This window comes from Thioclava sp. GXIMD4215 (assembly GCF_045291555.1).
Lineage (GTDB): Bacteria > Pseudomonadota > Alphaproteobacteria > Rhodobacterales > Rhodobacteraceae > Thioclava > Thioclava litoralis.
In genome coordinates this window covers 1,727,653-1,747,388 of record NZ_CP149515.1, presented here as the reverse complement: position 1 = coordinate 1,747,388, position 19,736 = coordinate 1,727,653, and the positions used below count along the sequence as shown (strand labels likewise).

The 19,736-nt window shown below is 61.0% G+C and carries 23 protein-coding genes; 17 read left to right on the top strand and 6 right to left on the bottom strand.

The genetic code is table 11. The features are described from left to right. Positions 1 to 74 precede the first annotated feature (74 nt). Complete coding sequence (mobA, locus tag WDB86_RS08665) at positions 75 to 686, top strand: molybdenum cofactor guanylyltransferase MobA (RefSeq protein WP_406735696.1); 612 nt, start codon at positions 75 to 77, stop codon at positions 684 to 686. Beyond that, complete coding sequence (locus WDB86_RS08660; protein ID WP_406735695.1) at positions 683 to 1,318, top strand: GNAT family N-acetyltransferase; 636 nt, start codon at positions 683 to 685, stop codon at positions 1,316 to 1,318. The genes mobA and WDB86_RS08660 overlap by 4 nt, the downstream gene beginning before the upstream one ends. Positions 1,319 to 1,354: 36 nt before the next feature. Here the strand turns inward: WDB86_RS08660 and WDB86_RS08655 are convergent, their stop codons facing one another. After that, positions 1,355 to 2,377, bottom strand: a complete 1,023-nt coding sequence (locus WDB86_RS08655) for a hypothetical protein (protein ID WP_406720200.1) — start codon at positions 2,375 to 2,377, stop codon at positions 1,355 to 1,357. A 12-nt stretch (positions 2,378 to 2,389) separates the two neighbouring features. Then, complete coding sequence (greA, locus tag WDB86_RS08650; RefSeq protein ID WP_339108873.1) at positions 2,390 to 2,860, bottom strand: transcription elongation factor GreA; 471 nt, start codon at positions 2,858 to 2,860, stop codon at positions 2,390 to 2,392. Positions 2,861 to 3,110: 250 nt separating this feature from the next. Here greA and WDB86_RS08645 point away from each other — a divergent pair, with 250 nt between their 5' ends. Together WDB86_RS08645 and WDB86_RS08640 are read left to right on the top strand one after the other, a co-directional pair. Beyond that, complete coding sequence (locus WDB86_RS08645) at positions 3,111 to 4,757, top strand: 4Fe-4S dicluster domain-containing protein (RefSeq protein ID WP_406735694.1); 1,647 nt, start codon at positions 3,111 to 3,113, stop codon at positions 4,755 to 4,757. A 93-nt stretch (positions 4,758 to 4,850) separates the two neighbouring features. Further along, the gene (locus WDB86_RS08640; protein WP_406735693.1) at positions 4,851 to 5,408 is read left to right on the top strand and encodes a hypothetical protein; all 558 of its coding nucleotides are present in this window, start codon (positions 4,851 to 4,853) and stop codon (positions 5,406 to 5,408) included. Here WDB86_RS08640 and WDB86_RS08635 read toward each other — a convergent pair. Beyond that, positions 5,372 to 5,884, bottom strand: a complete 513-nt coding sequence (locus tag WDB86_RS08635; RefSeq protein WP_339108876.1) for a PaaI family thioesterase — start codon at positions 5,882 to 5,884, stop codon at positions 5,372 to 5,374. The two genes, WDB86_RS08640 and WDB86_RS08635, sit on opposite strands and share 37 nt — an antisense overlap. Before the next feature lie 68 nt (positions 5,885 to 5,952). Beyond that, the gene (gene metF / locus WDB86_RS08630; RefSeq protein ID WP_339108877.1) at positions 5,953 to 6,819 is read right to left on the bottom strand and encodes a methylenetetrahydrofolate reductase [NAD(P)H]; all 867 of its coding nucleotides are present in this window, start codon (positions 6,817 to 6,819) and stop codon (positions 5,953 to 5,955) included. 90 nt (positions 6,820 to 6,909) lie between these two features. Between metF and WDB86_RS08625 the strand changes: the two genes are divergently transcribed. From WDB86_RS08625 to WDB86_RS08575, 11 genes are all read left to right on the top strand, one after another. Then, positions 6,910 to 7,860: a LysR family transcriptional regulator gene (locus tag WDB86_RS08625; RefSeq protein WP_406721631.1), complete on the top strand. Its 951-nt coding sequence runs from the start codon at positions 6,910 to 6,912 to the stop codon at positions 7,858 to 7,860. 125 nt (positions 7,861 to 7,985) lie between these two features. After that, complete coding sequence (locus WDB86_RS08620) at positions 7,986 to 8,777, top strand: inositol monophosphatase family protein (RefSeq protein WP_339108878.1); 792 nt, start codon at positions 7,986 to 7,988, stop codon at positions 8,775 to 8,777. Between the two features lie 65 nt (positions 8,778 to 8,842). Continuing rightward, positions 8,843 to 9,481, top strand: coding sequence for a hypothetical protein (locus WDB86_RS08615; RefSeq protein WP_406735692.1), 639 nt, complete (start codon positions 8,843 to 8,845; stop codon positions 9,479 to 9,481). Positions 9,482 to 9,751: 270 nt separating this feature from the next. Continuing rightward, entirely contained in the window at positions 9,752 to 10,396 is a 645-nt protein-coding gene (locus tag WDB86_RS08610) for a MotA/TolQ/ExbB proton channel family protein (RefSeq protein WP_339108880.1), read from the top strand. Positions 10,397 to 10,401: 5 nt separating this feature from the next. Then, positions 10,402 to 10,782 carry a biopolymer transporter ExbD gene (locus tag WDB86_RS08605; protein WP_339108881.1) on the top strand — a complete coding sequence of 127 codons (381 nt, stop codon included), beginning with the start codon at positions 10,402 to 10,404 and terminating at the stop codon, positions 10,780 to 10,782. A 3-nt stretch (positions 10,783 to 10,785) separates the two neighbouring features. Beyond that, the gene (locus WDB86_RS08600; protein ID WP_406735691.1) at positions 10,786 to 11,226 is read left to right on the top strand and encodes an ExbD/TolR family protein; all 441 of its coding nucleotides are present in this window, start codon (positions 10,786 to 10,788) and stop codon (positions 11,224 to 11,226) included. Next, entirely contained in the window at positions 11,223 to 12,092 is an 870-nt protein-coding gene (locus tag WDB86_RS08595; protein ID WP_406720204.1) for a TonB family protein, read from the top strand. Before WDB86_RS08600 ends, WDB86_RS08595 begins: the two co-directional genes overlap by 4 nt. A gap of 80 nt (positions 12,093 to 12,172) precedes the next feature. After that, the gene (gene mscL / locus WDB86_RS08590) at positions 12,173 to 12,604 is read left to right on the top strand and encodes a large conductance mechanosensitive channel protein MscL (protein ID WP_339108884.1); all 432 of its coding nucleotides are present in this window, start codon (positions 12,173 to 12,175) and stop codon (positions 12,602 to 12,604) included. Positions 12,605 to 12,696: 92 nt separating this feature from the next. Continuing rightward, positions 12,697 to 13,155, top strand: a complete 459-nt coding sequence (locus WDB86_RS08585) for an Lrp/AsnC family transcriptional regulator (protein WP_339108885.1) — start codon at positions 12,697 to 12,699, stop codon at positions 13,153 to 13,155. A gap of 61 nt (positions 13,156 to 13,216) precedes the next feature. Beyond that, positions 13,217 to 13,501 carry a hypothetical protein gene (locus WDB86_RS08580; RefSeq protein ID WP_406735690.1) on the top strand — a complete coding sequence of 95 codons (285 nt, stop codon included), beginning with the start codon at positions 13,217 to 13,219 and terminating at the stop codon, positions 13,499 to 13,501. Then, entirely contained in the window at positions 13,498 to 15,246 is a 1,749-nt protein-coding gene (locus WDB86_RS08575; protein WP_339108887.1) for a methyl-accepting chemotaxis protein, read from the top strand. The genes WDB86_RS08580 and WDB86_RS08575 overlap by 4 nt, the downstream gene beginning before the upstream one ends. Before the next feature lie 8 nt (positions 15,247 to 15,254). On the opposite strand, the gene WDB86_RS08570 is transcribed toward WDB86_RS08575, so the two are convergent. After that, entirely contained in the window at positions 15,255 to 15,809 is a 555-nt protein-coding gene (locus WDB86_RS08570) for an ActR/PrrA/RegA family redox response regulator transcription factor (protein ID WP_339108888.1), read from the bottom strand. A 91-nt stretch (positions 15,810 to 15,900) separates the two neighbouring features. Beyond that, positions 15,901 to 16,533, bottom strand: coding sequence for an SCO family protein (locus tag WDB86_RS08565; RefSeq protein WP_406735689.1), 633 nt, complete (start codon positions 16,531 to 16,533; stop codon positions 15,901 to 15,903). 142 nt (positions 16,534 to 16,675) lie between these two features. On the opposite strand from WDB86_RS08565, the gene regB reads away from it, so the two are divergent. Both regB and WDB86_RS08555 read left to right on the top strand, forming a co-directional pair. Continuing rightward, positions 16,676 to 18,055, top strand: a complete 1,380-nt coding sequence (gene regB, locus WDB86_RS08560; RefSeq protein ID WP_339108890.1) for a sensor histidine kinase RegB — start codon at positions 16,676 to 16,678, stop codon at positions 18,053 to 18,055. A gap of 82 nt (positions 18,056 to 18,137) precedes the next feature. Then, the gene (locus WDB86_RS08555; protein WP_406735688.1) at positions 18,138 to 19,700 is read left to right on the top strand and encodes a PAS-domain containing protein; all 1,563 of its coding nucleotides are present in this window, start codon (positions 18,138 to 18,140) and stop codon (positions 19,698 to 19,700) included. The last annotated feature ends 36 nt before the right edge of the window (positions 19,701 to 19,736 follow it).

Here is a 19,736-nt window from a genome sequence, read left to right as displayed (position 1 = left end):
TAAGTCGGTGTTCATGCAGGCAGTCATAAGCACGCTCTCAAGGGCGACAAGCGCAGAATTGTATTGGAGGCAATTTGGAGATTTTCGGCCTGATCCTTGCCGGAGGAGAGGGGCGCCGTATGGGGGGCGTCGATAAGGCATGGCTCTCGCTGGGCGGCCAGCCCCTGCTTGCGCATGTCCATAACCGGCTTGCGCCACAGGTCGCGCGGCTTGCGGTTTCGGCCAATGGCACGCCCGAGCGTTTCACCGCCTGGTGCAAGGATCTGCCCGTTCTGCCCGATCCGCCCGCGCATCTGCATGACGGGCCTCTGGCGGGCATTCTGGCAGGGCTTGACTGGGCAAGTCTTGCTGGCGCGGCGGGGCTGGTGACTGTGGCCGTGGATACGCCCTTTATTCCCGCCGATCTTGTGGCGCGGCTTGTGCCCGCAGGCGCAGGCGCGCAGGCAGAGCCCGCGCAGGCGGTCTCGCAGGGGCGGGGGCATCCGACCCTTGCCTATTGGCCCTGTGCGTGGCGCGGGCAGGTGGCGCAGGCGCTGGCAGCAGGGGAGCGGCGTCTTGGGGCGCGGCTTGCACGGGCGCGGCGCGTGGAGTTTGCCGACCTGCCGGACCCGTTTTTCAACATCAATACGCCCGAAGACCTGCAACTGGCGCAAGCACGCCATGACGCGTTGGGGACAGGGAAATGAGCTATCATATCCGTCGCGGGGTTCCCGAGCATCACCGCAAGGCTGCCGCGCAGCTTTACTGGCAGGCCTTCGGCGGCAAGCTGGGCCGTGTTCTGGGCCCCGAGCCGCAGGCGCTGGCCTTCATTGCGCGGGTGATGGACGGAACACACGGATATTGCGCCGTGGAGGATGACAGCGGAACCCTACTGGCCGTTGCGGGCTTCCGCACCGCGCAGGGGGCCTTTGTGGGCGGTGATCACCGCGATCTGAGGGCCATTTACGGGCTGGGCGGGGCCGTCTGGCGCTGGGCCTGCCTGTGGGTGTTGGCCCGTGATCAGGAACATAGGGCGATGGTGGTGGACGGGCTTTCGGTGCGGGCCGACCAGCGCTCGCGCGGGATTGGTGCGGCCTTGATCACGGCGGTCTGCACCGAGGCCAGACGCCGTGGCTACGTGCAACTGCGTCTGGATGTGGTCAAAGAGAACATGCGGGCCCGCGCATTATACGAGCGTCTGGGCTTTCGGGTGATCCGTGCGCGGGAGAGCCGCCTGACAGAGCTGCTCTTCGCCTATCGCACGGCCTTTGTGATGGTCTGCCCGCTACGGCCTTGGGGTGCCTCCGAGGCCCCCCGTGGCTCAAGCCGCAGCGATTAAGGCGCGGCTTTTGCGTCGGGCGCAGGGCATGGCTCCCTAGTCGAAGGTGCCAGCCACGCGCCCCAGCAGCATGAAAGCCCGTGCCGAGCGGGTGTCGGAGAGTTCGACGATCTCCATATCGGTCGCATTGGGCTCGAAACCGGCGAAAGTTTTGTCGAACTGGCGCAGGAAATGATGGGCCGCATCGCGGAACACGGTGTCATTGCGCATCCGCGCCGCCGAAAGCGCCAGTGACGAACGGTCCCGCACCCCGCCCAGGGCCGCCACCTCGCGTCCGCGTTCGCCCTTGGCGAAGCGGCGCCAGAGCTCGGGGCGGGCGCGGTCGGGTTTGAGGTCATCCATGTAGATACCGTCCTGCGACAGCAGGTTCAGCACATCCTGCGCGGCACGGATCAGCTTGGCCATCATCCGGTCTTCCAGCGCGCGGCGTAGCGCACGGAACCCCTCGCGGTCATCTGCCGTATCGGGGAAGTTCAGCGCACGCACGAAATCGCCCACAGTGACCGGCGTGCCCAGCGGCTCTGCCGGTGCGCCAAGTTCGAACGTGGCCTGTTCCTCGTGCAGAGGGTGGGCCGGTGGCGGGCTGACAAGGGCCATCTTGGTGTCGGCGGTGGCCTCCAGAGCATGGCCGCTGCCCTGCGTCGCAAGATTCAGCAAGGCGGTTTCGGTCTGGCGGGTGGCCAGCACGATCTCGTCAAGCTTCTTCTCCACAGAGCCGTCGCGGCGGGCGCGGGCCTCGGTGACCCATGCCTGCCGCATCGCATCCACCGAGGCGCGCAGCGACTGCGCCTCGGCGCGCATTTCCCGTGAGGCTTTGGCCGTCAGGGCCGCCACCCAGATCATGGCGAAAGGCAGGAAAATACCCACCACAGTGAAGATGACAGATGTCGTTTGCCCGTCAGTTCCGGAGGGAATGAAGACCCAGACCCCGATCACCAGAACAAGCCAGAGGACACTGAGCGCCGCAGCGATCATTTCCGTGCGGCCAAAGCCCGTATCCGTAGCGGGTCGGGGCTGATCGGGCTGCCGGTTCAGCGGGTCGGATCTTTCGGGTGTCATCTTCAGGCTCCGTCAGACGAAGAGGATCTCGAGGATCTCGTAGCTGCGCGTGCCACCGGGGGTGCGGACTTCGACGGTATCGCCTTCATCCTTGCCGATCAGCGCACGGGCCAGAGGGGATTTCATGTTCAAAAGCCCCTTTTCCAGATCGGCTTCATGTTCGCCGACGATCTGGTAGGTCTTCTCTTCGTCGGTATCGACATCGACAATCGTGACGGTGGCGCTGAATTTCACCGCGCCCGACATCGTTTTCGGTTCGATCACCTGTGCGAGGCCGAGGATGCTCTCGATTTCCTTGATGCGGCCCTCGATGAAGCTCTGCTTTTCGCGCGCCGAGTGGTATTCGGCGTTTTCCGAAAGGTCGCCCAGTTCGCGTGCTTCCGAGATCGCCTGAATGACAGCAGGACGCTCGACAGATTTCAGTTTCTTCAACTCGGCATCCAGCCGATTAAATCCCGCGCGGGTCAGCGGTATCTTTTCCATAAACAAGGCCCTTTGCCGTTTTGTTTTTCCTTGGGCGGTCGAAGAAGTGTAAATCGGGGATGACGCCGTGGTGTCAAGGGCCAGCCCGAGGCAGATGCGAAATTTCGCTCTCCAGAAGTAAAGTGTCGGTTTCGCATTTCCACCGTGCAGAACAAGCCTCTAGACTTAGGCCCAGATTGCCTTGAGACTGAAGGTAAGCTATTGAAAACGTAAAAGCACGCGCGAAGGCCAGCCAGGGAGCCCTAATTTTATGACCGAAATCACCCGCGAATCGATGGATTATGACGTTGTCATCGTCGGCGCTGGCCCCTCTGGCCTGTCGGCTGCCATCCGTCTGAAGCAGATCGACCCTGATCTTGAAGTGGTCGTTTTGGAAAAAGGTTCGGAAGTGGGGGCGCATATCCTGTCGGGTGCGGTGCTGGACCCTGTAGGGCTGAACAAGCTGATCCCCGACTGGAAGGAAAAGGGCGCGCCGCTGAATACGCCGGTGACGGAAGATAACTTCCTGCTGCTGACCGAGACCAAGGCCACCAAGATCCCGCATTGGCCGATGCCCAAGCTGATGTCGAATGACGGCAATTATATCGTGTCGATGGGCAATGTTTGCCGCTGGCTGGCCGAGCAGGCGGAGGAGCTGGGCGTCGAGATTTTCCCCGGTATGGCGGCGTCCGAGCTGGTGATGGAGGGCGACCGCGTGGCGGGGGTCGTTGCGGGCGAATTTGGCCGCGAGGCCGATGGCACGCCGGGGCCTGCCTATGAACCGGGCATGGAGCTGCGCGGCAAATATGTCTTCCTCAGCGAGGGCGTGCGCGGGTCTTTGGCCAAGATCGTGATCGACCGTTACAACCTGTCCGAAGGCCATTGCCCGCAGAAATTCGGCCTTGGCATGAAAGAGATCTGGGAGATCGACCCTGCCAAGCACCGAGAAGGCACTGTGACCCATACGATGGGCTGGCCTCTGGGTAATAATGCGGGCGGCGGGTCCTTCATCTACCACCTCGAGAACAATCAGGTCTATGTCGGTTTCGTGGTCCATCTGAACTACGAGAACCCCTATGTCTTCCCCTATATGGAATTCCAGCGCTTCAAGCATCACCCCGAGGTAGCCAAGCTTCTGGAGGGCGGCAAGCGCGTGGCTTACGGCGCGCGGGCGATCTCCGAAGGTGGCTACCAGTCGCTGCCCAAGATGAGCTTCCCGGGCGGTGTTCTGCTGGGCTGTTCGGCGGGCATGGTCAATGTGCCGCGCATCAAGGGCAACCATAATGCGATGCTGTCGGGGATCGCAGCGGCAGAGGCTGCGGCCGAAGCGATCAAGGCGGGCCGTTCGGGCGATGAACTGACCGCCTACGAGGCCGAGGTCCGTTATGGCGCGATTGGCCGCGACCTGAAAAAGGTGCGCAATGTCAAACCGATGTGGGCGAAATGGGGGATGTATGCCTCGACCGTGCTGGGCGGGTTCGATATGTGGACGAACGAGCTCTTCGGCTTCTCGGTCTTCGGCACGCTGAAACATGGCAAGACCGATGCGCAGGCCACCGGCGAGGCCAAGGATTTCCAGCCCATCGACTATCCCAAACCCGATGGCAAACTGTCCTTCGACCGGCTGACCAATGTGAGCTTTTCCTTCACCAACCACGAGGAAAGCCAGCCCTGCCACCTGAAGCTGCGCGATCCTTCGGTGCCGATCTCGGTCAACCTGCCGAAATATGCGGAACCCGCGCAGCGTTACTGCCCCGCAGGCGTCTATGAGGTGCTGGAAGGCGAGGAGGGCCCGCGCTTCCAGATCAACTTCCAGAACTGCGTCCATTGCAAGACCTGCGATATCAAGGACCCGTCCCAGAATATCGACTGGACCACGCCTCAGGGCGGCGACGGCCCGAACTATCCCAATATGTAAGCGAAAAGGGGCCGGTCGGCCCCTTTTTTGTCAGGATTAATCTCGCATTCATGCCGTTGCCCCAAGGTAAGGGTGTCTCTTGTGGAGGTGTGCATGGCTGTCCTGACCCAACGCCAGTTCCGTCTGAACCATTTTGTGCTGCGTCTTCTGGCGGGCCAGCCTTTGCCGGAAAAACGTCGGGGGCAATGGCCACGGCAGGCCTCAGCGGATGTGCTGACCCTCCGGCTGGGCGTGGAAGAGGCCATGACGGCGCTTGGGGGGCGGGCGTCGATGGCGCGGCTTGTCGGCGGGCTGACCGGTGTGGACGAGGTGATGATTTCCAGCTTTCTGATCCCGCGCGACAAGGCACGTTACAAGGCAGGCATTATGGCCCGCCTTGTGACAGAGGCAGAGGATCCGGCTGTTGCCCGGGCCGTACAGAAAAACCGGTTGCGCATTCTGACGGCCGATGAGGTGCCCGAACTGAATATCCAGCCCACGATCCGCTACCGGTTTCTGGCGCAGGGCCGGATGATTGGAAGCGGTCTTTTCACGCCGGAGGGGTTTGACCAGTCTCTGTTCGCGGCATGGGGGGAGCGGCGCTGGCAGCGGGTGATCGGTAAGGCCTATGTCTATTACGATCTTCCGGCATCGTCCTGCGGGCTGCCCTGAATGAAACATGTGCAGGAGCCTTGGCCGTAAAGCTTGCCGTCCTGCGTGCCACGGATCTCGCCCACCGCGACGCCGGTTGACCGCCCGATATGGGTCAGTTCGCCGGTGATGGTCAGCTCTGCTCCGGGCGGGATCGCGCGGATCAGATTGATCTTGTATTCGATGGTGGATTGGAACTGGCCTTTCCTGAGGCCCGAGATCACCGCCATCGACATGCAGCTATCCAGCACCATTCCGTACCAGCCGCCTTGGGTCGATCCGAAGGCATTGGTCTGGGCATGTTCGGGAAAGGCGCGGAAGGTCACCTTGCCGTATTCAGCGGCAATCACGCGGAAATTCATGAGCTTGGCAACCGTCGGATGTGGCGCGCTGCCGTCAATGATCCGTTGCATATAGTCGAGACCGCTGATCGAGGTCACCTCGTCGCGCGAGAGAAAATCTTTGGCGCTTTCGGCAAAGAGGGCGGTGTCTGTCATCCGTGGCTCCTGCATGGAAAAGGGGCCGCGCGGCCCCCGTTTCGTCTATAGTGTCAGGCGCTGCCGTCTCAGGCAACCGCGCCCAGATCAAGCCCTTGTGCAAGGCCCAGATTCTGGCAGACGCGGCCCGTCAGCACGGGGCGGTTGACGGTGTAGAAATGCAGGTCTTCCACGCCGCCCGCGATCAGCTCTTCACATAGCTTGGTGCAAAGTTCGATCGAGAGGTCTTCCTCGCGGTCTTCGGCAATGGCTTTCTCGAAGGCCGGTCCCAGATGCTCGGGGATATTGGCGCCGCAATTTGCCGCAAAACGCTGCACGCCCTTCCACGACTGGATCGGCAGGATGCCCGGAATGATCTTGGCCTTCACGCCCTCTTTCTCGCAGCGGTCGCGGAAGCGGAAGAAGGTCTCTGCCTCGAAGAAGAACTGGGTCAGCGCCGAGGTGGCTCCGGCTTCGCATTTGCGTTTGAGCCAGCGGACATCGGCCAGATCGTCGGCGGCATCGGGATGCGGCTCGGGATAGGCGCCACAGCGGATGGTGAAGCGCCCGTCGGCGGCCAGCGCCTCGATCAGCTCGACCGAAGAGGCGAAGCCCTCGGGATGGGGCGTGAAGCGGTCCTGCCCCTTTGGCGCATCGCCGCGCAGTGCGACAAGCTGGTTGACCCCTGCCTCGGCATAGGCGTTGACGATTTCCATCGTCTCGGCGCGGGTCGCATTGACGCAGGTCAGGTGAGCGGCCACATCCAGCCCGTAATTCTTGCCGATCGTGGTCACCGCCTCATGGGTCAGCTTGCGGGTCGTGCCACCTGCGCCATAGGTCACCGAGACGAAATTCGGTTGCATCGGGGCCAGAGTCTTTACCGTTTCCCACAGGCGGAACGATGCTTCCAGCGTTTGCGGGGGAAAGAATTCAAAACTCAAACGGGGCGTGGTCATGGCGCTATCCTTACTGATTGAAGATCTTGTGCCAGATTCCGTAATGTGAGACAAACTCATATTACTCAACAACAACATGAGTCAGATTTGATGTATCTCGAGCTGCGTCACCTGCGAACCATCAAAGCGATTGAAGACACGGGCGGGCTGGCGCGGGCTGCGGAGGCGCTCAATATTACACAAAGCGCGCTGTCGCATCAGATCAAGGGGCTGGAGGAACAGGTCGGGACCGAACTGTTTGTGCGCCGCTCGCGGCCTATGCGGCTTTCGGCGGCGGGGCAACGGCTGCTGCGTCTGGCCCAGCGGGTCCTGCCCGAGGTGCGCGCGGTCGAGGACGAGTTTCTGGCCCTGCGGCAGGGGCGGGCGGGGCGGTTGCATATCGCGATCGAGTGTCACGCCTGCTATGACTGGCTTTTTCCGGTGCTCGAGCAGTTCCGCAGGGCGTGGCCGGATGTCGATATCGATATCCGCCCCGGTCTGGCATTCCGTGCCCTGCCGGCTCTACAGAACGAAGAGGTCGATCTGGTGATCTCGTCCGATCCGGAAAAGCTTGACGGTGTCGTGTTCAACCCGCTGTTCGACTATTCCCCGACATTCATTGCAGCGGCCAATAGCCCGCTGGCGCAGAAGGCATATGTCGAGGCCGAGGACTTTCTGGACCAGACATTGATCACCTATCCGGTGGACCGGGCGCGCTCGGATATTTTTTCGGGCTTGCTGACGCCGGCACGGATCGAGCCTAAAACCCACCGTCAGGTCGAGTTGACCGCTGTGATCCTGATGCTTGTAGCCGCCGGGCGCGGGGTGGCCGTCCTGCCTGACTGGGTGCTGCGCGAAGTGCGCTATCGCCCTGATTACATAACGAAACCTGTGACAGAGCACGGGTTGCAAAAGCGCCTGTATGCCGCCACCCGCACGGAGGATGCCGTGCAGCCCTATATGGCCTATTTCCTGCGGCTGGCGCGGACCGAGCCTGTCAAATTGCAGCGCGGCGCGGCGGCCATGACGACAGGCGCTGTCTCCGGAGATGTGGCGCTCTGACGCGTATGGGCCGCCATCGGGGAGAAGGGCTTTCGCATCACGCTGTGCCGGAAGCGTATATAACGCTTGGAATCGCGTGCCCGACGGTATAAGCGAACGCCTCGAACCCCCCAAGGAGATCTCCCATGCAAGGCAGCGCAAATCTTAACCTCATGATCAAAGCCGCCCGTAAGGCAGGCCGGTCGCTGGTGAAGGACTTCCGCGAAGTCGAAAACCTGCAGGTCTCCGCCAAAGGGCCGGGGGATTTCGTGTCGCGTGCCGACCGCGAGGCCGAGAAGCTGATCAAGGAAGAGCTGCTGAACGCACGCCCGACCTATGGCTGGCTGGGCGAGGAAACCGGTGAGGAAGAGGGCAAGGACCCGACCCGCCGCTGGATCGTCGACCCGCTGGATGGCACGACCAATTTCCTGCACGGTATGCCGCATTGGGCCGTGTCGATCGCGCTGGAACATAAGGGCGAGGTTGTAGCCGGTGTGATCTTCGACGCCGCCAAAGACGAGATGTTCTTCGCCGAAAAGGGCTTTGGCGCCTTCATGAACGAAACCCGCCTGCGCGTTTCGGGCCGTCGTTCGATGACCGAGGCCGTGTTTGCAACCGGCGTGCCGTTCGGGGCCAAGAATACCCTACCGGCGACCCTGCGCGATCTGGCGCGTCTTATGCCCGCCTGTGCCGGTGTGCGCCGCTGGGGGGCGGCCTCGCTGGATCTGGCCTATGTGGCCGCGGGCCGCTACGAAGGCTATTGGGAGCGCGAGCTGCAGCCGTGGGATATGGCCGCAGGTCTGGTCATCGTGAAGGAAGCCGGTGGCTTCGTCTCGGCCGTGCGTGAGGACCGCGAGATCTTCGAAAGCGGCTCGGTTGTGGCGACCAATGCCGAGATGTTCGAGCCTTTGACGAAAATTTTGCGCAAGCCGGAGTAAATCCGTTCACTACTTGTTCACCTTGCTCTGCGATGTTCTGAACAACGCAGAAAGCGAGGTGCATCATGCAGCAGGAACAGGACTGGATTCTGGCGGGGCTGACCGCCCGGCGTGTTGTCGTGGACCATCAGGTGGTCGCCGTGGCGATGGGCCTGATCGAGATCGGGCGCGCTGCGCGTGACATTGCAACTTGCGAGGCGGCAGAGGCCATGCTGCATCACCGCGTGGCACGTATCCGTGACGGGATCGCGCGGGTCGAAGACCGGATTGCCCAGTTGAATATGGTCGATGCGTCGTTGGAAGCCGCTTCTGCGGCGCTCTGGGCGGAATTGCAAAGCTATCAGGACAGCCTGCCGCTGGAACTCGCGTTCCGTGCGGATCAGCGCGACCGTGCTATCGACCGTCTCGAGAGCGCGCGTCAGCGTCTTCAGAGGCTGATGGATCTGATCGACGAATGTCGCCCTGCCAGCAAGCAGGACCTGCGGCAGATGTTGCATGATCTGGTGGATGGTGCGATGTCGCGCCGCTCCGACGAGATTATCCGGCAAGCGCGTGAAGAGGCGCGGGCACGGCTTGCAGGGGCACCTCTGCCCGATCCGGCGCTTGAAGAATTTCACATGACCCAGCCGGAAGGCTGGTCGGCGTGGCAGGCAATGCGTCTTGTCCGCCCGGGTGGGGACACGCAAGGCTTTGCCGCTGCGTGACCAATGGCCACTGTGGGCGTCGGGGCTGTCGCGCCGCAGTGGCCATAAGGCTTATCCGAGATCTTTCCCTGACCCGTGCCGGAGCTTTGCTTCGGCATTAATTTTTTAATCTATAAGATTCAGGTGTTTACTGAATCCGCTCCGCTTTTGCCGGTGGCTCTTCGTTGACAAGCTGGCTCAGTTTGTATTTCTGATAGAAACACTCTGGTATTTGAGGACGTGATGGAACCCGAATCAATTGCAGTCGATCCTGCAACCGGCTTGAGCCGTTTGACAGATTTTCTCCAGATGGGCGGCCCTGCGATTTGGGCGATCGCTCTTCTTTCGGTGCTGACCGTGGCCCTGATCTTGTGGAAGCTTTACCGCTTTGCCTGTTTCGGTGCATGGTCGGGGGGCAGCCATTCGCGCCGCGCCTTGGTGCAATGGAAGGCCGGACAGCGCGCCGCCGCGATTGACAGCCTCAAGAAACGCCGCAGCCTGCGCGCCCGTCTGACCCGCGCAGCGATGCTGGCGGCGGATTCGAACCTGACCGATAGCGAAGCGCGCGAAGAAACCGGGCGGGTGGCACGGCTCTTGCTGTCCAAGGCGCGCGGTGGCTTGCGCGGTCTGGAACTGGCGGCCACGATCGGCCCGTTGATCGGTCTGCTGGGCACGGTGACCGGTATGATTTCGGCCTTCCAGGCTTTGCAGGAGGCGGGCGCTCGTGCGGACCCGTCAACACTGGCCGGCGGGATCTGGGAGGCGCTGCTGACCACCGCAGCCGGTATGGCCGTTGCAATTCCGGCACAGGTGGCTTTGACATGGTTCGAAAGCATCGTGGACGGTCTTCGCGAGGATATGGAAGATACCGCAACGCAGGTCTTCGTTTCGCGTGACGCCAAACAAGATACGATCCGGGCGCTGGCGGCGGAGTAAACGTCATGTTCAACTTCGCTCCGGAGCGCGTGCGCCGACGCCCCGATCTGACGCCGATGATCGATGTCGTCTTTCTGCTGCTGGTCTTTTTCATGCTGGCATCGCGCTTTACGCAAGATGTCAGCCTGCCTCTGGCCGCAGCCAGCGGGGCCGCCTCCGAGTGGAAAGGGGCCCCGCGACTGGTTGATATCGCGGAAGACGGCACGCTGATGCTGAACGGGACACCGCGCGACTTTGATGATCTTGTCACCGAGCTGGACCGTCTGACCGAAGAGCGCAGCGATCCGGTGATCTTGAGGGCCAAAGAGGCCGAGCTGCAGGCTCTGGTGACGGTGATGGACCGTCTGACCGCCGCCGGGTTCAGCCATCTGATTTTGGTGGAGTGAGCTATGCAATTCGATGCGCCCAAGCGTCGGGGCGGAAATTCTTCGCTTCTGCCCATGATCAATGTCGTTTTTCTTCTGCTGATTTTCTTTCTTATTTCAGCCAAACTGTCCCCGCCCGAACCTTTCCCGACAGAGCCGCCACACTCCGAGGCCGCGGCCGAAGCCGAGGGGGAATTCTCGGTGTTTCTCGGGGCCGAGGGGCAGCTTGGGTTCCGTGACATGATCGTGGCGCAGGGCGAAGATGTGGAGCCGCTGGTCGGGGCGTTGGTTCAGGCGCGGGAAGAATATTGCGCGACAACCGATTGCGAGACCGATCCCGCCCATCTTCTGCTTCGCGGGGATCAGCATGTGAAAGCGACCTATCTTGCGGGATTGCTGCCCAAGCTCGGGCAGGCCGGTTTTGCCAAAGTTGAACTGGTGACGACCCGGGGAGGGGCGGAATGAAAAGCGGGCGTGTTCTTATAGAGCTTGCGGGGTTCGCGACCGTGGCTGCGGCGCTGCATGTCATGGCGTTCGGGTTCGTTTCCCGTTCGGAAGGCGCGGTTTCGGCAGGGTCCGGAGGCGATGCGCTGGTCAGTATCGAGGCGGCGGATGCGCAGGTCGCCGAATTGGTCGAGGCTTGGGAAAACCCCAAAATGCCCGAGCCGGAGCTAAAGCTTGCGGCTGCCCCGCCCAAGATCGATATGCCCAAAGTGACCTTGCCAACGGTTGCGGAGGCTCCGCCAGTGCCGGAGGTGACCGAGGAAGCGGAAGTGACCCCCGAGACGCCACCGGTTGAAGAGAAGGTGGTGCAGGAAGAAAAACCTACGGAGCTTGCGCCCGAAACGTCGGAGCGTCCGGAGGCCAAGCCCGAAAAGCCGGTCAAACCGCATCGTCAGGCGCGGGATGACCAGCGCAAGGGCCGGAAATCGGACCGCGATACGGCAGGGCGCGCAGCGCGCCATGCGGCGGGGTCGGGCAATCGCGGGGCGCGGGGCAATGATGGCCATTCGAATGCGGCGACCCTGTCCAATGCGCAAAGCGAAAGCCTGCGCGGGCGTTGGGGCGCGCAGATCCGTCAGCGGGTTGAACGGCGCAAACGCTATCCCTCGGGGGCCAATGGGGCCAAGGGGCAGGCGGTCGTGCGGTTGACGGTTGCGGCCTCCGGACAGCTGGTTTCCGCTTCGCTGGCACGGTCTTCGGGCAATGCGGCCATTGATGCGGCGGCTCTTTCTGCGGTGCGCAATGCGGGCCGTTTCCCCAAAGCACCGGCGGGTCTGGGCAATGCCAGCCTGACATTCACGCTGCCGATGAGCTTCCTGCGGCACTAAGTTTCTGTTGAAGCCCCGCGCGGGATATGCATGTGATTAACGATAAGCATGTGCAATTCGATTAGAACGAGGGAAACGTTATGCTGCAGGAATTCAAGGATTTCATTGCCAAGGGCAATGTGATGGACATGGCCGTGGGGATTATCGTTGGTGCGGCATTTACGGCGATTGTGAAATCGATGGTTTCCGATCTTCTGAATCCGATTATCGGGCTGGTCATCGGCGGGCTGGATTTCAGCAATATGTATCTGGTGCTGTCCGGCGATGTCGCAGCGGGGTCCAGCCTTGAGGCTGCGCGCGAGTCGGGGGCTGCGATCTTTGCCTATGGGGCCTTCGCGACCGCTGTCATCAACTTTCTGATCATCGCCTTTGTTGTGTTCATGCTGGTGCGGATGGTGAACCGCATTCGCGCCGCCGCAGAGAAGCCCGATGAGGTGGCACCGGCGGTGCCCACCGGCCCGAGCGAGCTGGATGTTCTGATCGATATTCGGGACGCGTTGAAAAAAAGCTGAACTCTTTCCTGCGAGAAGGGGAAAGTTTCTTGAACAAGTTTCAAAATTAGAAGATTCTTCGGCCCAGACCGTTTTGGGCCGAAGGAAACTGTATGTCACTTGATGCGACGGATCGCCGGATTTTGATGGTGCTGCAGCAGCAGGGCCGTATTTCCAACGCCGATCTCAGCGAGCGTGTGAACCTTTCGGCGTCCGCGTGTCATAGGCGGGTGCAACGGCTTGAAGAAGAAGGCTTTATCCGCGATTACGTAGCCCTTCTGGATCGTCGCCGTCTGGGGCGGAACACCACGGTTTTTGTCGAGATTACCCTGTCGAGCCAGAAGGACGAGGTTCTGCGTGCCTTCGAGAGCGAGGTGCGCAAGGTGCCCGAGGTGCTGGAATGCCATCTGATGGCAGGCAAGGCCGATTTCCTGCTGAAAGTCGTGGCGCAGGATACCGATGATTTCGCACAATTACACCGTGCGCGGCTTGCCTCTTTGCCGGGGGTGGCGCAGCTTCAGTCCAGCTTTTCGCTGCATGAGGTACAGAATACCACGGCGCTTCCGATATAATTTAATCGCAGCTTAAATGTTCTTCCTTAGGTAGATTCCGAGACTTGTGAAAGAGGTTCGGATGAAGCTGGAGGCGTTGATTCTTTTCTTCTCGCTCTTGGTCGCGCCGATCGCACATCTGACAGGGGCACGGCCTGATCATGCGGGATTGACGCTCATGGTTGTGCCACCGTGGGAAGATGCCGTGCAGGTGGCCGATGTCGCACAGGCGCGGCTGATCGGACCAACCCGTGCGCCCTTCGGACTTTTGATCGAGATTGACGATTTAGCTCAGCTCGACCGTCTCGAGAGGGCGGGGGCGTGGTTTTTTCTGGATGCCAGAAAAGTGGAATGGATCTGCGGATGAATAAAGTAGGGGCCTTTTTCAGCGACGATAGCGATCTGCCTTTTGCGGGCCGTGATATGGCGATGAAATATCTGGCATTCGGGATGGTGGTTGCGGCGCTTGGTGTGTCGCTTGTGGCCTGGATCATCGGGACCGCATTCTGGATCGCGACAGGGGCGGCAGGTGTCTTTGCGGCTTTGGCCCTTTTGGGGTGGCGTATCGGGGACACGAAAAAGGGACGTTCGCTTCTGGCGCAGGGAATGATCGGCCAATGCTTCGCCTTTACAGCCGCGTTTGCAGGCCATCCCTGGATCATCGACACCCATATGGCCTTTTTTGTGATGTGCGCGATGGTGACGGCACTTGTGGATACGCGCTGTTTGATCGTGATGACCGTCAGTACGGTTCTGCATCACGCAGGGCTCGGGATCATCTATCCGGTTCTGGTCTATCCCAGCACGGATATTTACGAGAATCTTGAAAGGATTGCGTTACATGGCGGTCTCTTTGCCCTTGAGGCGGGCGTGCTGATCGAGGTGGTCCGGCGACGGCAGAAGCTGTTCCGTGATGCGCTGGACCGTATGTCCGAACTTGAGGCCATTTCGGCGCAATCCGCGCAGGCACGGGAAACGGCAGAGGCCATGTCGCGCGAGGCCGAGGCGCATCGTGCCGTGGCCGAGAAATCCGCGCAGTCCGCGCAGGAGGCCAGCGCCTTGGCCGCGCGTCAGGCCGATGAAAAACATGCTGCCGATATGGCGGTGCTGGAGGCCGAACGTCAGCAAAGTATGGAGCGCGCCGAGACGGCCAAGCGGCAGGAGCAGTTTGTGGCGGCCTTGAAATGCGCTTTGGAGCAGCTTGCGCAGGGGGATCTGTCGGTGCGGATGGTGCGGCCCGACGATCCGGGCTATGCGGATCTGGCGCAGAATTTCAATCTTTCGGTCGAGCAGCTTGCTGCCACCGTGACCACTGCTCTGGAATGCGCCGTCGATATTCGGGCGCAGATTTCCGAAATCACATCCGCCGCCGACAACCTTTCGTCCCGGTCCGAACGGCAGGCAAGCGCACTTGGTGATGCCGCCGCTGCGATCAACGAGCTTACGGTGGCGATCGAACAGGCGGCTCTGGTGAGCCGTGAAACTGCCGGATCGGCAGAAAAGGCGCGTAAGGCGGCGGGGGAAAGCTCGACCGTGGTGGCCGAATCGATCGAAGCGATGGCCGCTATCGAGGAAAGCTCGACACAGATTGCGCGGATTTCCTCTGTGATTGACGATATCGCCTTCCAGACCAATCTTTTGGCGCTGAATGCAGGTGTAGAAGCTGCGCGAGCGGGAGAGGCTGGGCGCGGGTTTGCGGTGGTCGCATCGGAGGTGCGCGAACTGGCGCAGCGTTCTTCGTCTTCGGCGCAGGAAATCAGCAAATTGATCGAGGCTTCGGGCCGGCAGGTGAAAACCGGTGCCGAACTGGTCAGCCGCACCGTGTCCGAACTCGATAGGATTATCCGGCATGTCGGGACGATTGCGACCCAGATCCGTGAACTGGCTGAAAGCGCGGCCGAGCAATCGCGATCCGTCAATGAGGTGAATAGCTCTGTGGAGCAGTTGGACCGGACGACGCAGCAGAATGTCGCCATGCTCGAAGAAACGACTGCTGCACATAATGCGCTGAACGAGATGGCAGGGCGCCTGGAGCAAACAATGTTGGTGTTCCGCCAAAATCTTGCCGATGACAGCTTTGACGGACAGGTGATGTCGCCCAAGGCAGGGTGATTGGCCCGCTATTTCGGGCTGCGTTTGGCCAGAATACGTTGCAGGGTGCGGCGGTGCATATGGAGGCGCCGCGCCGTTTCCGACACGTTCCGATCACAAAGTTCATAGACCCGCTGGATATGTTCCCAACGGACGCGGTCCGCGCTCATCGGATTTTCCGGCGGTGCGGGCTGCGTGTCGCTGCGCGCCAAAAGCGCATTGGTGATATCGGTCGCATCCGCCGGTTTGGACAGATAGTCGGTGGCCCCCATTTTGACTGCGGCAACGGCGGTGGCAATCGCACCATAGCCGGTCAACACCACGATACGCGCATCCTCGCGGCTTTCACGCAGAGCTTCCACGACGTCCAGCCCGTTGCCGTCCTCCAGCCGTAAATCGATGACGGCATAGGCGGGGGCAGATTGGCCGACCAGCGTTTTCCCCTCGGCCACAGAGCCAGCCATCTGGACTTCGAAACCACGTTTTTCCATGGCCCGCGCGAGGCGTGTCAGGAAAGCCTGATCGTCATCGACCAGCAACAGGCTACGATCAGAGCCGATTTCGGAAGAAAGATCATCAACCATTGGGTCGTCCGCAAAAAAATCCAAGCACCAGACATCTTTTAGGCGGCGAATGGCACAGGGTCAAATGCCGCCATACGTTCTCGCTTGCAAGTTACTCTGCGTTCGCGTGGTCGATATAGCAACTGACGCGCTCGGCCATCTCTTCCGGCGTCGTGTCGCGATCGAAGTAATCGACATAGCCAAGCTTGGGCAGCACCAGATATGTCTGGGTGGAGTGGCTGATCAGCGTATAGGGGTCGTCCGGGTTTTGCACCGAAAACAGCACGCGATAGGCTTTGGCAGCCATCTTGATCTGCTCTGGTGTGCCCACAAGCCCCAGCATTTTGGGGCTCATGACATCGGTGAAGGCTGCCACCGAAGCGGGGGTGTCACGGGCGCTGTCCACCGACACGAAAACCGGCTGCACATCATAGCCTTGTTCGTCAAGGATATCAGTTGCTTGCGCATTTCGCATGGAATCCAGCGGGCAGACATCCGGGCAGTAGGTATAGCCGAAATAGAGCAGGCTCGGCTTTGTGAAGACCTGCTGATCCGTGACAGTTTCGCCCGTCTCCGAGGTCAGCGTGAAGGGCCCTCCCAGTTTGACATGGCCCGCAGCAGGTTTGGCGCGACATTGAGCAAATGCATCCGCAGGCTGGTTGCGGGTCATGCCGATGCCGATAGCGATGCCGCCGACCACGATAACAGCCCCTAGAATGGCATAGACTTTCGGGGAAAGGCTCATCAATTTTCTCCCATGCGGATCCGGTCATCTGTTGAATTTGTGAAGCAGATCGGATTTTGCAGCAGTGTTATCAATATTGATGCTGGTTTTGAAGCGGACAGAATGTCCTAAAGGCATTTTGACGGAAGGGAAGGACGCGGTCATGTCGGGGTTTGAAACGGCGCTCCCCGTGCGCGGGACGACATCGCATGAATGGGTGCGGCTGCGCACGCTGACCTTTCTGCGCTGGATGGCGATTATCGGCCAGTTGATGGCCATCCTCGTGGCGTGGTTTTTGCTGGAGATCGGGCTTAATCTTGTCTGGTGTCTGGCGACGGTCGGGGCTTCGGTTCTGGTGAATCTGCTGGCTTTGTTCCTGACGCCGGAAAGCCGCAGATTGTCACATAACGCGGTGCTGGCGTTGCTTTTGTTCGACACCGCGCAGCTGGCGGTGCTGTTGCTGCTGACGGGCGGGCTGAACAACCCTTTTGCCCTGTTGATTCTGGTTCCGACAACCATCGCGGCAACGACGCTTGAATGGCGCGCGACGATGTTGATCGGGGTAGTGACCGTGGTTCTGACGACCTTCGTGGCAGGGCTTTATGTGCCTCTGGTCTCGACCGAAGGCGAAGTCATCCAGCTACCGGCGCTGTTCGAGTTTGGGTATTGGACGGCGATTGTCATAGGGGTCGTCTTCCTTGGCGCCTATGCGCAGCGGATCTCGAATGACAGCCGTGTCATGTCAGAGGCGCTTCTGGCGGCGCAACTGGCCCTGTCGCGCGAGCAGAAACTGACCGATCTGGGCGGGGTTGTGGCGGCGGCGGCACATGAGCTGGGCACGCCTCTGGCCACGATCAAGCTGGTGTCGAGCGAGCTGGCTGACGAGCTTTCCGATAACGAGGAACTTCGGGAGGACGCGCTGTTGATCCGTGCTCAAGCGGACCGTTGTCGCGATATCCTGCGTTCGATGGGGCGTGCGGGCAAGGATGACCTGCATCTGCGGACCGCGCCGCTGATTTCTGTCCTGCGGGAGGCGGCCGAGCCGCATATGGATCGCGGAAAAGAAATTATCTTTACGACAGAACCGATTGGCGATGGCAGCGATAAGCAGCCCGCCATCTATCGTTACCCCGAGCTGATCCATGCGCTGCGTAATCTGGTGCAGAATGCGGTGGATTTTGCGGCCAGCAGGGTCTGGGTCGACGCGCTGTGGAGTGGCTCGACCATCGTGGTGCGTGTGTGTGATGACGGGCGCGGTTATGCGCCCGATGTGATCGGGCGTATCGGTGACCCCTTCCTGCACGGGCGGAATTCGACCGCGCGTAAGGAATATGAGGGGATGGGGCTGGGGCTGTTTATCGCCAAGACGCTGTTGGAACGCACCGGCGCGCGGATCACCTTTCGCAATGGAACAACCCCCTTTGTGCCCGCAGATCGCAAGCCCGAGCGTTCGGGGGCGATTGTCGAGCTGGCTTGGCCGATCGAGCGGCTGCTGGCTCCCGAGCGCGAGGCTCTGGGGGAGAATGTGCCGATAGAGAGCTGATCGAAAAGGAATTGTTAAGCTTAACGGCGCATTAACCATTGTGTTGCATCTTTGACTTCAGTTTGTGGCATGGGGCATGGATATGTCAGAGGTTTTGGTCATCACGGGTCTGGTTGCGATTGCATCAACCGTTGCGGCGGTCGTGGCGATTTTGGTGCTGACCCGATTGCAGCGCAGCTTGCGCAAGAAGGACGCTAGCGCGCTTCAGCCCATGATCGAGCAGACGGTTCTTCTGTTTGATGATGAAGAGCTGATCGACGCGACCGCGCCTGCGCGGACCCTGCTTGAAGCCTCGCCGCTTGCCTCTAGCGACTGGGGGCGTCTGGTTGCGTTTCTGATGCCGCGTTTCGAAACCGTGCGCGAAAGCCTTGCCGATCTGCGGACGGTGGGGCGGCTTGAACTCACCGGCTTTCCCGGACCCAATGGCGGGGCACCGCTGCGCTTGCTGGCCGAGGATGTGAATGGCCTGACCCGCGTGACCCTGATTGATCCCGAAGCCGAAGGGCAGGGACTTTTGGTCGATGGTCTCTCCCAGCGCGCGCTCGAGGACGAGCTGGAGAACCTGCGCCATGCGCTGGATCTGTCGCCATCGCTGGTGTGGCAGGAGAGCGCGGCAGGCGAAACGATCTGGGCGAACCGCGCCTATCTGCTGCGGGCCGGCACCTTTGAAGAGGAAGAGGTCACGCTCAGTTGGCCCTTGCCGCAGATTTTCCAGTTCGAGCGCGAACAGACCGAATATGCGCCGCGTCGGCTGATGCTGCAGGACGAGGATGGCATTGATACGTGGTTCGATTGCTACAGCTACCGTCTGGGCGATAACTGGATGCATTTCGCGCAATCTGCCGACGCGACGGTCTATGCGGAAAAGGCTCTGCGTGATTTCGTGCAGACCCTGACCAAAACCTTTGCCGACCTGCCGATCGGTCTGGCGATCTTCAATCGCCAACGCCAGTTGCAGCTATTCAACCCTGCGCTGAGCGATCTGACGGCGCTTGGTGTGGATTTCCTGTCCAAACGTCCCACACTTTACGCGTTTCTGGATCGTCTGCGCGAGACCCGCATGATGGCAGAGCCAAAGGATTACCGCAGCTGGCGCGAGCAGATGACCACGCTCGAAAAGCAGGCGGCAGCGGGCTATCATTCGGAGACGTGGAACCTGCCCAATGGCCAGACCTACCGTGTCACCGGCCGTCCGCATCCTGACGGGGCCATCGCTTTCCTGTTCGAGGATATCACCTCGGAGATGACCCTGACCCGCAAATTCCGTTCCGAGCGGGATCTGGACCGCTCTGTGCTGGACAATATCTCCGAGGCTGTCGCCGTTTTCCTGCCCTCGGGCGAGCTGACCAGCGCCAATGCCGTCTATCGGGCGCTCTGGCCGGTGCAATCCGCTGGCATGTCGCTGCATGACTCTCTGCGGTCTTGGGCCGACGCCTGTGTTCCGACCGAGATATGGAGCCGCGCCCGCTTGCGTCTGGGGGCAATGGCCGAGCGCGAACCTCTGACAGGCGAGGTGACCCTGCGCGACGGGCGCGTGGTGGGGTGTAGGTTCGTGCCGCTGGCCGGAGGGGCGCTGATGGCCAGCTTTGCAGAAAAAGAGGCGCTGTCGACATTGGAACCTTTGCGCAAGATTGCCGCGCAATGATCCTTTGCACGGGCAGGCAGGCAGGGTAGAACGGGC